Here is a 13,144-nt window from a genome sequence, read left to right on the forward strand (position 1 = left end):
TTCACGGCGTGTCAGACAGGCCCGACCACATCGGCCCGACGATCCCATCATTGTCAGGGGATAGTGCGATTGCCCTGTGGCGTGAGGGCTGGTGTATTGCGCTAGTTCGTGTGGCTGTGCTTTAATCCGCTCATTCCGCAAGGCGGGTGTAGTTCAATGGTAGAACGGGAGCTTCCCAAGCTCTTAACGTGGGTTCGATTCCCATCACCCGCTCCAACGCTTATTCCTTGTAAATCAATTGCTTATAGCGCATCGCCAGGGCGATTTTTTCTTCCTGACCTCTCTCTGTGTCGGCTCTATGCCGGTGCGCAGTGTCCGACACAGGGCTTAATCGGTCATCCCTTCGTTTCACTCGCTGCCTGTTCCATGGGCCACTTTAATGTCAAGCTCTCAACGTACACGTTCGGTCTCATCCATCCGGTGAGCCGCAGCAGCTCGACACCGTCTCTTGTAGGCTCGTTGTGGGAGCATTCCAGCAAGGGGCCGTTGTGCGCGCTGCCGCCTCGTTGAAGGGCTTAGGGTCATACGCATCATCTTCCGTGTTGTCACCATTTTTTAGTAGCACATCTTTTCAGAAGAGACCGCCGTAATGGGGTGGAGCTTCTCCGACGCGCCTAATTATCTGGTCTATATACCGGATATCTATTCTTTCGTGGGGCGGGGCGGTGATGGGGGCATGCAAAAACGGGTTTCCACTGCCGGCTGCAGGTTGACCTGAAACACCTCAAGGGCTTGTTAATGCTGGTGTCAGTAAATGTCAGTTAGCTGAGACAGATATTTGTTATAAAGAATGCGATAAGGAAATTCAGATTTTTCAGTTTCACTCAGAGAGAATAGCCCATGGTTAAAAAGCCCCTGCTTGCGACTGCTATTGCCGCCATTATCAGTGGTTGTGCAGTCACGCCCAGCGCGATTACTCCCCATAGCATTGAAGCGACAGCTCAGGCCGATATCCAACGGTTGGTCCAGGAGCAGTCTGTCGAGTCGGCGATCTCTCTTGATGAGGCGATAGCGCGTGCGGTGCTGAATAACCGGGACAAAAAACTGAAGGCTCTGGAGGCTGCTTTGGCCCAGGGGCAGATCGAGTTGGTGCAGCATGAAATGCTGCCTGAGCTGACCGCGTCTGCCGGCTATTCCAAGCGTAGCGAATATGCCGCGTCGGCCAGCGTGAACTTTATCGATGGCGAGCCCGACTCGCTTGGTTCCAACCCATCCTACTCCGTTTCTCAGGACAAGGAGCGGGATACTCAGGACGTGGCCTTTACCTGGAATATTCTCGATTTTGGTCTCTCCTATGTTCGTGCCAAACAGCATGCCGATCGTTACCTGATCAGCAAGGAGCGTGAGCGCAAGGTTGTGCACAACATCACTCAGGATGTGCGCGCGGCATACTGGCGCGCGGTGTCTGCTGAACGCCTGCTGAGCAAGGTCAACCCGCTGATCGAACAGGCCAGTCAGGCGCTCAAGGACTCGCGTCAGGTGGAGAGCCAACGTCTGCGTTCGCCGCTTGAGGCGCTGTATTACCAGCGTGAGTTGCTCGACATCCTGCGGGCGCTGCAGGCTCTGCGTCAGGACCTTATGGGGGCCAAAACCGAGCTGGCTGGCCTGATGGGGTTGAAACCTGGTACTCGGTTTGATCTGGCGGATGTGTCCAATCCGGTTTTCGACGTGCCTGAGCTGAAGGTGGAGCTTGCCCAGATGGAGGAGCAGGCGCTGCAGCGGCGTCCCGAGTTGGTTGAAACCCATTATCAGAAGCGGATTTCGGCAGCTGAAACCAAAGCGGCCATGCTGGGCCTGCTGCCCGGTATTCATCTGACGGCCGGTGCGTATGAAGACAGCAATGAGTATCTGTTAAATCAGGATTGGACCAGCTTCGGCGCTCAAATTAGCTGGAATCTGTTTGATGTGTTCAAGATCGGCGCCGAGCGACGCATGGCCGAGACACGGGAGGCGCTGGCTGAAGAGCAGCGTCTGGCGGCTTCCATGGCGGTTCTTACTCAGGTTCACCTGTCGCGGATCCGTTATGAACAGGCGCTCAAAAGCTTCGATCTGGCCACCGAATACCTCGGTGTAGCTGAGCGTATCGGCGAACAGACTCGTAACGCTGCGCAGTCGAAGCGTATGTCTCAGCTGGATTTGATTCGAGAGTCGCTCAATACGTTGCTGGCTGAGCTTCGTCGTGATGTGGCTTACGCTGACCTTCAGAACAGCTATGGTCGTGTCTATGTGACCATGGGCATGGATCTGCTGCCGGAAAACTACCAGCAACTGAGCGTGGAAGAGTTGGGTCAACTGATCGGGCAACAGTTCTCTCAGTGGCAAAGTGGACAGCTGGAACAGTCTGCGGTGGAAACATCCGAGGCTGAAGAGGCGGTAGCTCCGTCAGAGGATGCGCTGCTGTCTGGAGAGCCGTCCGAACAGCCGGTTGCTGCCGCGGACAAGATCAGTTGATGCGTTACTCACTGAAGGCTGGGCTGTTGGTCGCCCTCCTAGTGGGGGCACTCCCGGCGAATGCCGAGTATGAAGCGCGGGCTGTGATCAAAGCGCTGGACCGTGCCGTGCTCTCGGGGGAGTTGGCGGCTCGGGTAGAGCGCTTACCCTTCCTCCCGGGCGATGCCTTTAAAAAGGGGGATGTGTTGGTTGCGCTGGATTGCACGCTTTACGAAGCGCAGGCAGAGAAGGTTTCTGCGGAAGTGAGAGCGGCCAAAATCAAGCGTGATAACACCCAGGAGCTCAAAGTTTTGAACTCGATCGGCGAGCTGGATGTGGCGCTCGCTCAGTCAGAGTATTCCCAGTCCCTGGCCGAACTGAAAATTGCTCGTCTCAACACTCAACGCTGTGTGATCAAAGCGCCCTGGAATGGACGGGTCGTTAGCCTGAGGATCAATGCTCAGGAGAATATCCGCCAACAGCAGGAACTGATCGAAATTGTGGGTGATCGGAATCTCGAAGTGGAAGTGGTGGTCCCCGCATCCTGGTTGAACTGGCTCGCTGTGGGTCAGTCGATCAGCCTGCAGGTAGACGATCGAACCGAACCGGCTTCCGCAGAGGTCAGCGCCATCATCCCAGCAATCGATGCTGTTAGCCAAACAGTATTGTTAAGAGCCAAGCTGCCACAAGACACCCAACTGATACCTGGCATGAGCGCAACAGCCGTTTTTAACGCGCCGGTCCAGTAAAACAGCACCCGACGCAAGCCATGTGCCCGGTGCCCTAAAGGGATAGAGACCATGAAAAAACAGACAACTGCCAACCCGATCCGTTTTCGTCGTAAACCGCTGATTACGGCCCTGGAACCGCGTATCCTGCTTGATGGTGCTGCTGTTGCCACTGCCGCTGAGCTGACCACCGATGTGGCCTATCAGGACGACGCAGTACATACCGAATCGGCTGATCAGAGTGTCCATTTTGAGGTGTCGGCCCCCACCGGTAGCGAGCCTGGCAATCGTCGTGAAGTCGCTTTTGTCGACAGCTCGGTAGAGGGCTATCAGGACCTGGTAGATGGCTTGGGCGACTCGGTCGAAGTTATACAGCTTGATGGTAGCTCCAGCGGCCTGGAACAGATGGTTACTGCGCTGCAGGGGCGGAGTGGCATCGATGCCATTCATCTGTTTTCGCATGGTGATGTTGGTGAGCTGAAGCTGGGCACACTGACGTTGAATACCGAGAGCCTGGAGGCTAATGCAGAGCTGTTGGCCTCCCTTGGAGAGTCACTGACCGAGTCAGGCGACCTGATGTTGTATGGTTGCTATGTGGGTGCCGAGAGTGAAGGGCAAGGCTTTATCGACTCCGTGGCCGAACTGACGCAGGCGGACGTGGCTGCGTCTGAAGACCTGACCGGTGCCGAGAGTCTGGGGGGGGACTGGGAGCTGGAGGCTCAAAGTGGCTCAATTGATGCCGAAGCGCTCGCGGTTGGCGCGTTTGACGGCCTACTGGCGCCCAGCATATCCGGCCAGACTTCGACCAGCTACACAGAGGGTGGTGCTGCGACGGTCGCGACGGACAGTATCAGTTTTAACGGTGGTGCAAATTACGGCGATGGCTATCTCCAGTTCGATGTTACAGCGGGCGATGACATTGGTGATCAGCTGGCAGTTGCCTCAGGCGGCAATATTTCCGTCAGCGGATCAAGCGTCTATTATCAGGGTACGCTGATCGGCACTATCGATAGCACCTTGAATGGTACCAACGGCAATGCCCTGCGCATCAATCTGATTAACCAGACGATTGCAGGCACGTCACCGGTATTGAACGGGGATTTCAGTGCCGGGATGAATAACTGGACGGCGTATACCTCGCAGGTCGATCTGGGTGTTACCTCTCTCGCGGGCTGGCTGACGCCCTCGGATTCATTGATCAACTATGACTCACGAACCCCGGGCCTCGATGATAATGACCTGTCTTCAGGGTATGACAATCCTATCGTCCAAGTGGATGCTGGGCGTCTTCGTCTTGAAGAAAGCAGCATGACAACCACCTCTTATGGTGTCGTGCATGGCCCTGCGGCCTACAGCGATGCATTTGCAGCTACAGCAGGGATGGTGCTGAAATTTGACTGGCAAGCCAATAACATCAGTGACGATTACCATGTCGTCGGTTACCTGCTGAATACCGGTACCGGCGCTATCTCTATCGCTCTGCAGTCCTATGGTACGACCGGTAGCGGTGTAGCCAGCGTAACAGTGCCGACAGATGGAAATTACCGATTTGTCTTCATATCGGGCACATTTGACAAAACCGGCGGCAGGGCCGCTGGTGCTTCGATGTATATTGATAATATCCGCGTTGAAGACCCCTTCGTGACGGATGCCGTCGTCACCGATCTGGCGCGCCACATTACCTACGCCAATAGCTCTGACGACCCTGCTGCGCCGACCAAAACGGTTACCGTATCCACGCAGAACAGTCTGAATCAAAGCACATCTGCAAACTTTAACATCAGTATAACCACGTTGAATGATGCGCCATCTTTCACTGGCAATGCGACTTTGGGCAGCGTTTCCGAAGATTCAGCCTCTCCTGCGGGTAGCTCTGTCGGCACTCTTTTTGGTTCCCGATTCAGTGATCCCGATAACCTGAGGTCTCCTAACGATACCTTGGCCGGTATCGTCATTACGGGAGACTCCAGCGACCCTGCGCAGGGGGAATGGCAATACTCTACCAACGGTACTAACTGGTATTCTGTCGGTTCCGTTTCCACCTCGGCGGGTCTTCTGTTGTCCAGTAGCTCCAGCCTGAGATTTGTGCCGGCCGCTGACTATAACGGTACACCTGGCAGCCTGAGCGTCCATGCGGTCGACAGCTCCGGCAGCATCAGCTTTACCTCCGGTGCGACCCGTCAGGCGTATGACACCACCGTTTTGGGCAACACCGGCGGTGACAGCGCCGTTTCGGCTGCTGCCGTTGGTCTGGGAACATCCATCACTGCAGTGAATGACGCGCCGGTGATGAATGAACCGACAGGCGCTACGGTAACGGATACAGCGGCGCAGGATACCTTTGATCTGATAACCGGTAGCCTGATCGGCAGCGATATCGACTCAGGCAGTCTGACCTACGGTATTCAGGGTGGTAGTGATGATGGCACCTATGTCACCCTGGCTGGGACCTACGGCACACTCCGGGTGACCAAGGCAACAGGTGCTTACACATTCAGCCCCAACTCATCAGTGATTAATGGCCTGAATACCACTGAAACCCAAGCATTCACGGTGACGGTTTCCGATGGCGCGCTAAGTGGAACCCAGGTGCTGGAGTTTGCGCTGGAAGGCGTCAATGATAATCCAGTGTTTGAAGCGGATAGCGGCTCAACACAGGTTTCTGTTTTCAGCTACCCGAACCTGAATGGTAGCGACTCAAGCCCAGGTACCAGCAATGAAAACGCAAACCTGGCCAGTATCGTTCAGTGGGTGATCAATGAAGGTGGGGAATATACGCTCGATACCTCTATCCAGAATTTCACCGACGCGGATTTTGCTGACAAGCTGAATGCCAGCGGTTTCTTCTTCATGACGGATATGGAAAGCGGCAACCCGGGGGATCCGCTATTCTTGCCGGAGTCATCCAAGACCGATATTCGCAACTGGGTGGATGCCGGTGGTGTGATTATGATGACAGGCACCGCCGGGTCTAAAGATACCGATTTTCTCAATACCATCTTTAACTGGGACTTGACGACGGAAAGTGGCAGCAGTTGGAGTCTCAATGAATCCAACGCGGCAGGAACCCCTTTCGAAGGGGGGCCTGCCAGTCTGTCAGCCCCGAGTGCGACTGATTCGATAGGCAGCGGTACAGTGGCTGGGTTTACAGCTATCTATGGAACCGATTCCAATGCGGCCGTTGCAACCATTCGGTATGGTGCCGGTACGGTTATTTTCATGGGCTATGACTACTACAGCTCAGGTATATCCGGTACTGGTTTCACCGATACTGCAACTCAATACGGCGCGGATGTATCTGATGGCAGCACCCGCAACGATGGCTGGGTGCGAGAGATTATTCCGCGTGCACTGGAATATTCGGCCAACCTGTCGTCAGATACGCTCCTGACCGAAGGTGACAGCGGTCTGAGCACCAGTGGGCAGCTGCCAGTCAGTGATGTCGATCAACCTGATTCGGTCACCGTGAGTGTGTCCGGGGTGATCGCCGAGCAGCGCGATTCGGGTGGTGTAGCAATGACGTCCAGCAGCGACCAGCCAAGTGCTGCCGAGTTGCTGGCAATGCTGGATACAGGCTCGCAACCGAGTATCGACAGCACATCTACTGCAGGCGATGTGAGCTGGACGTTCAATTCCGACGGTGAAGCTTTTGATTACCTGGCCGCGGGAGAAAGCCTGGTTCTGACCTATGAGCTGACCGCCGATGATGGCAATGGCGGCACTGCGACTCGAACGCTCACTATCACTATCAATGGTACCAATGACGCGCCGTCAATGACGGCAGATGTGTCAACACCGATTACTGAGACGGGCGATGCCAGTGCACAGGATATTTCGGGAACCGGAGTGGTTGCATTCGGTGATGTTGACGTCAGCGACCTGATCGATATCAGCTTTGCGTCCAACAACGACATCGTCTGGAGCGACGGCACCCTGGATGCCGGTCTGGCCGCTGCGCTGGTCGCCGGTTTCAGCGTGGGGGCGACCGACGCCGCGGCACCGGGGTCGGTGAACTGGAACTACAGCGTTGCTGGCGTAGATCTGGACTTCCTGGCCGTGGGTGAGACCATCACCTTCAGCTACACCCTGACCGCGGCGGATGGTAACGGCGGTACTGCCACCGACACGGTGAGCTTTACCATCACCGGCAGCAACGATGCGCCCACGGTAACAGCCGCCGCGTCCAGCGGCTTCACGGAAGCAGTTGATGCTGGCGCTCAGAATCTGAGCGATAGTGGCCAGGTTGACTTTGCTGACCTGGATGATACCGACCTGATCGATATCAGCTTTGCATCCAACAACGACATCGTCTGGAGCGACGGCACCCTGGATGCCGGTCTGGCCGCCGCGCTGGTCGCCGGTTTCAGCGTGGGGGCGACCGACGCCGCGGCACCGGGGTCGGTGAACTGGAACTACAGCGTTGCTGGCGTAGATCTGGACTTCCTGGCCGTGGGTGAGACCATCACCTTCAGCTACACCCTGACCGCGGCGGATGGTAACGGCGGTACTGCCACCGACACGGTGAGCTTTACCATCACCGGCAGCAACGATGCGCCCACGGTAACAGCCGCCGCGTCCAGCGGCTTCACGGAAGCAGTTGATGCTGGCGCTCAGAATCTGAGCGATAGTGGCCAGGTTGACTTTGCTGACCTGGATGATACCGACCTGATCGATATCAGCTTTGCATCCAACAACGACATCGTCTGGAGCGACGGCACCCTGGATGCCGGTCTGGCCGCTGCGCTGGTCGCCGGTTTCAGCGTGGGGGCGACCGACGCCGCGGCACCGGGGTCGGTGAACTGGAACTACAGCGTTGTTGGCGTAGATCTGGACTTCCTGGCCGTGGGTGAGACCATCACCTTCAGCTACACCCTGACCGCGGCGGATGGCAACGGCGGCACCGCTACCGATGATGTGACGATTACTATCACCGGCACCAATGACGGGCCGGATATAACGGCGGAAAATGTAGGTCCGTTTACTGAGCTTGCAGATGCCGCCGCACAAGCGCTGTCTGGCAGCGGTAACGTCGACTTCACCGACAAGGACCTGACCGACGATATCGATATCAGCTTTGTCAGCAATGACGATATTCTCTGGGCTCGTCAGGATAGCTCGGTTGTCGCCGCTCTACCGGTTGATCTGGTCACAACGCTGGTCAACGGTTTCAGTGTCGGTGCCGAGAACCAGCCCCACGATGGCCAAGTCAACTGGACCTACACGGTTGCTGGTGCCGATCTGGATTTCCTCAACGAAGGTGACACAATCACCTTCAGTTATACCGTTACGGCAGAGGATGGTCAGGGTGCGACTGCGAATACCCTCGTGAGCGTGACCATCGTGGGGACTAACGATGCACCGGAGATGACGGCTCGTGAAATGACCGATGACGAGACCATCGTGCAGCAGGGTGCTGTCTACAGTGTTGAGATCGCGAGCTTGTTCAGCGACAAAGACAGCACTTTAAGTCGCGAGGATCTTGATTTCGAGGTCACCGGCCTGCCACTCGGACTCAACTACGACCCTGAAACAGGTGTCATCAGCGGTAAGCCGACTGAATCGGGCAATTTCACCATCACGGTAACTGCCACCGATACCGAGGGGGGCAGTGCAACCCGCAGCTATGAAATGATTGTGACGGCAGTGGTTCAGGAAGATACTTCCGCCAATGCGGGTGATACGACACCTCCGCCGGCACCTGAAACCGATACCCAACCGGTTGAGAATGAGTTGTCTGGTCTACCGGATGGTTTGGTCAGCGATGGGGGTTCCACAAATGACCCGTCCGATACGACTGGCTTTATGGAGCCATCTGATCTTGGCCTTGAGAGCGGTATCGAAGAGTCGGTGCAGGAGACGACCGAGCCGGCCGGTGAACCGCAGGGTGAAGGTGACGGTGATGACGGCGCTACCGAACAGGTGATTCTGTCTCAGCCGGGTGCGTTGGTCGTCGAGAGTAAAAATGCGGACGGCAGTATCACAGTACGGGCCTCTGTAGACGTCAACGTCAATGAGTCGGGGCAAGTGGAGTTCTCGCAGGATCAGCAGGATGCGTTCAATGTGGTGTCGATTGCAGTCGCCAGTATTGATAACACCGCTGATGGCCGGCTGGTCATCGCTATTGAGGACACCAGTACCAACGCCAGTTCCCAGCTGTATAGTGGTGCTTTGTCAAGTGGCGAGCAACTGCCGGGTTGGATTCAGTTGGATCCTGCCACTGGCACTGTCACTATCAGTAATCCGCCGGATGGGCAGAAAGAGGTCAGCATCCGCATTCAGGCGATCGGTGCCGACGGTCAGGTGCGGGTGCTGGAGCTGAAACTGGATTTGGAGGAGTTGCTCAAGCACACGACCAGCGGAGAGGGTGAGCCGGTTGACACCGGTGAAGCTGCCGACACCGCTGGCTTTGTTCCCTTGAGCGACCAGTTGGCCGCGGAGCTGGCCATGCGGGAGCAGTATGGAGATCGTTTGATGGCGATGCTCCGGTCTGTTTAAGGAGCGTTCGTGAGCGAAACTGTTGCTGCCCTGCTGGGGTTGGAGCAACAACTGCGCAAGGCATCTGACCTTGCGCAGTTGTTTTATACGCTGGTCAACCAGACACACAGTTGTGTTTCCTATACCCAGGCGTTGCTTCTGGTGGGAGAAGGCTTGCGGCATCCTCAGGTGGTTGCTGTGTCCGATCTGCCCACCGTGGATTACACCTCCCCCTATATCAGCTGGGCCGAGCGGCTTGCTAAGTCGCTCATTGCCATGGGGACGGCAGACCAGTCGCAACTGATCCGTCCGGTTGACCTGAATGATAAGCTGGCTGCCGAGTGGCGCGAGTTGGAGCTGCCGGACTTTCTGCTCTGGCAGCCTTTAAGAGTAGAAGCGCGGGATAACGAAACGGCCGGCGCTCTGCTGTTGCTGCGCGACAAAGCGTGGAGTGAGGCGGAGCGGGGCATTGCCCAGCACCTGGCTGGCAGTGCGGGGCATGCGCTGTTTGCGTTACGCCGGCACCAGCGGTTCAAAGGGCTTCAGGCAGGTCTGCGTCAACGACGAATCTGGCTGCTTGCCGGACTGGCGACCCCGGTGTTTTTGGCTCTTCCAGTCCGCTTGAGCACGCTGGCACCGGTTGCGGTGGTACCAAAAGCCCCGCATGTGGTTGCGGCGCCACTGGAAGGTGTTGTCAGGCAGGTAGTCGCTATGCCCAACCAACTCGTCGAGCCGGGCGAGCCGCTGGTGTATATGGACGATACGGAGCTCGCCAACAGGGAGGCTGTTGCTCGACAGGCGCTGTCGGTTGCCCGGGCGGAGTTGAAGACAGTGCAGCAAGGCGGCTTCATGGATCCAAATCAAAAGGCCCGGCTCGCCGAGTTGGAGGCTCAGGTCCGTTTGGAAGAGGCCGAATGGCAATATGCCAGAGAGCAGTTGGAGCGTTCGACCATCAAGTCCGACCGGACCGGTGTTGCGGTTCTGGATAACCCCGATGAGTGGAAGGGGCGCCCGGTACGGGTGGGCGAGAGGATCATGCAGGTGGCTGATCCACAACAGGTGGAGTTTATGGTCATGCTCCCGGTCAAGGATTCCATTGCATTGGTGCCTGGAGCTGAAGTGCAGGTTTTTTTGGACAACGACCCCCTGCATGCCTGGTCTGCGCAATTGAGTCAGTCCGGTTATGAACCGAGAATGACGCCTGACCAGCAATTAGCCTACCGCCTGATCGCACGGCTGGGCGAGGCGGAAGCGGGTGTCGCACCTCCGCGTATCGGCCTGCGTGGTACGGCCAAGGTATATGGTGACAGGGTTAGCCTGTTCTTCTATTTGTTTCGGCGTCCGATTACCTCTGTGCGACAGTGGCTGGGATGGTAGATGTACGTCTGCCTGCTCTGAGGCAGGATCTGAAATTGTTACCAGGGAGCCATGATGAAGATGGTGCTCCCCGCTGCTTGCTTCATGACCGGGTACGAAACCGCTATTTTACGCTTTCAGCCGATGCGTTAATCCTGATCCGGCACTGGCAACCGGGCCGCACAGTGGATGAAATGGTGGCCTACCTGTCTGCCCAGGGGGTTGATCATGATCCGGATGAGATCCGTGCGTTCATCGATTTTCTGATTGCCAACAACCTGGTGCTGGCTCGTTCCGAAGGGGCGTGTAACTACTTTGTCAACCAGCATCGAAAAGGTCGATTGAGCCTCTGGCGTTGGTTGCTGCACAACTATCTTTTCATCCGTATCCCTTTGCTCAGGCCGGCCCCCTGGCTCAACAGCATCGGTCCTAAACTGTCGTGGCTGCTAAGCGTGACGGCACACCGAACGGTGTTACTGCTGGGTCTTTTTGGGGGGGGGCTGGTGCTGCGCCAGTGGGACAGTTTCAGCGCCACATTTCTGTATTTCTTCAGTCTTGAGGGCGTGCTGCTCTATGGTCTGACGTTGGTACTGGTCAAAAGTGCCCACGAGTTGGGGCATGCGTTGGTATCGCAACGGCTTGGATGCCGGGTGGCTTCCATGGGGGTCGCCTTTCTGGTGATGTTTCCTGTGCTCTATACCGATACCACCGATGCCTGGAAGCTGCGATCGCGGCGCGACCGGCTGCGTATCGTCACCGCAGGGGTAAGAACCGAACTGTATCTGGCACTTATTGCCACCTTTCTCTGGGGTATTCTGCCCGACGGTGCTATGCGCAGTGCCGCATTTTTTGTCGCCACGACCAGTTGGGTGACCTCGGTGCTGGTCAACATCAGCCCATTCCTGCGGTTTGATGGCTACTATGCGCTGTCTGACCTGTTGGGCGTGGAAAACCTGCAGCAGCGTGCATTTGCACTGGGGCGTTGGCGTCTGCGGCGTTGGCTCTGGGGGCTGGATGAACCACTGCCGGAACCGATGCCGCGCAGTCGTGCTCGTCTGCTCACCCTTTATGCCTGGGGAACCTGGGTCTATCGCTTCTTCCTGTTTCTGGGCATTGCCCTGCTGGTTTACCACTTTTTCTTCAAGGTGCTGGGCATTTTTCTCTTTATTGTCGAGGTTCTTTGGTTTATTGCCATGCCGATTTTCAAGGAGTTGCGGACCTGGCGGGAGCGTTGGGCCGATTTTCACTGGACGCCCTGGCGGTTGGCTGCATGGTCATTGCCATTGGGGTTTATTCTATGGGCTCTGCTACCGCTGTCGGGTGATGTGAGGGTGCCTGCGGTGCTAAGGGCCCAGCAGGTGCAACCGCTATTCGCGCCAGAATCGGCACAGGTGGTGCGGATCCAGGTACAGCCCGGGGACCGGGTGGAAGCAGGACAGGCGTTACTGCACTTGATATCACCTGCGTTGAGCAGGCAACTGGCACAGGTACGTGAACAGCTGCAGCTGATAGAGTTGAAACTGTCGCGCCAGTCCGCTTCTCTCGACGATAAATCCGCACAAGCGGTCAACCGAGAGCGTCTGCAACAGTTGAGCGAACAACTGTCCGGATTGGTTCAGCGTGAGCACAAGCTTATAGTGCGCGCTCCGTTCAGCGGGGTCGTGGGCGCGATGGAAACATTGTCGAATAACCAGTGGGTAGGGCGTGACCAACCGTTGTTGACGCTTGTTGATGTTGGACAGATGTTCGTTGATGGACTGGTAAATGAGCGCCATTTAAAACTGTTGGAATCCGGCCAGAGCGGTGTTTTTATCGCGACAGGGGGGGAGTATCCCGCGTTGTCGGTGCGGCTGAAGCAGATCGATATCAGCGCGATTCCGGCGCTGCCCTATCCGGAGCTTGGATCGGAAGCGGGTGGGCCGATTGCTGTGCGCCGTCAGGATGAGCGTCTGATCCCCGAAGCGGCGCATTACCGCATTCAATTGATGCCTGAAAGCCAGGAGTTTGTGTTGCAACAACAAACACGGCAGGCGGGCATGGTGGTTATTGAGGGCAAGCCGCGCAGCGCATTGCTGCATCAACTGCAACGGGTGGCGGCCCTGTTTATTCGTGAGTCGGGGTTCTGATGCGGGGACTCAACGGGATCTGCTCATGGC

Annotated in this window: 5 protein-coding genes and 1 tRNA gene; all 6 read left to right on the top strand. The window is 56.8% G+C overall.

The genetic code is table 11. The features are described from left to right. The first annotated feature begins 142 nt into the window (after positions 1-142). Positions 143-216, top strand: a tRNA-Gly gene (locus KQ940_RS00005). Between the two features lie 624 nt (positions 217-840). Further along, entirely contained in the window at positions 841-2,451 is a 1,611-nt protein-coding gene (locus KQ940_RS00010) for a TolC family protein (RefSeq protein WP_217410594.1), read from the top strand. Continuing rightward, the gene (locus KQ940_RS00015; protein ID WP_217410596.1) at positions 2,451-3,179 is read left to right on the top strand and encodes an efflux RND transporter periplasmic adaptor subunit; all 729 of its coding nucleotides are present in this window, start codon (positions 2,451-2,453) and stop codon (positions 3,177-3,179) included. The genes KQ940_RS00010 and KQ940_RS00015 overlap by 1 nt, the downstream gene beginning before the upstream one ends. A gap of 51 nt (positions 3,180-3,230) precedes the next feature. Beyond that, positions 3,231-9,653: a DUF4347 domain-containing protein gene (locus tag KQ940_RS00020; protein ID WP_217410597.1), complete on the top strand. Its 6,423-nt coding sequence runs from the start codon at positions 3,231-3,233 to the stop codon at positions 9,651-9,653. 9 nt (positions 9,654-9,662) lie between these two features. Then, positions 9,663-11,009 (top strand): efflux RND transporter periplasmic adaptor subunit, encoded by a 1,347-nt coding sequence (locus KQ940_RS23025; RefSeq protein ID WP_217410598.1) that lies wholly within the window; start codon positions 9,663-9,665, stop codon positions 11,007-11,009. Between the two features lie 173 nt (positions 11,010-11,182). Then, positions 11,183-13,114 (top strand): site-2 protease family protein, encoded by a 1,932-nt coding sequence (locus tag KQ940_RS00030; RefSeq protein WP_246589581.1) that lies wholly within the window; start codon positions 11,183-11,185, stop codon positions 13,112-13,114. Positions 13,115-13,144: the final 30 nt, after the last annotated feature.

Source organism: Marinobacterium ramblicola, assembly GCF_019084545.1.
Lineage (GTDB): Bacteria > Pseudomonadota > Gammaproteobacteria > Pseudomonadales > Balneatricaceae > Marinobacterium_D > Marinobacterium_D ramblicola.

Excerpts from the sequence above, each read along its gene's own strand:
- KQ940_RS00020 (WP_217410597.1), top strand. The coding sequence starts at position 3,231 with ATGAAAAAACAGACAACTGCCAACCCGATCCGTTTTCGTCGTAAACCG.
- KQ940_RS00015 (WP_217410596.1), top strand. The coding sequence starts at position 2,451 with ATGCGTTACTCACTGAAGGCTGGGCTGTTGGTCGCCCTCCTAGTGGGG.
- KQ940_RS00010 (WP_217410594.1), top strand. The coding sequence starts at position 841 with ATGGTTAAAAAGCCCCTGCTTGCGACTGCTATTGCCGCCATTATCAGT.
- KQ940_RS00030 (WP_246589581.1), top strand. The coding sequence starts at position 11,183 with ATGGTGGCCTACCTGTCTGCCCAGGGGGTTGATCATGATCCGGATGAG.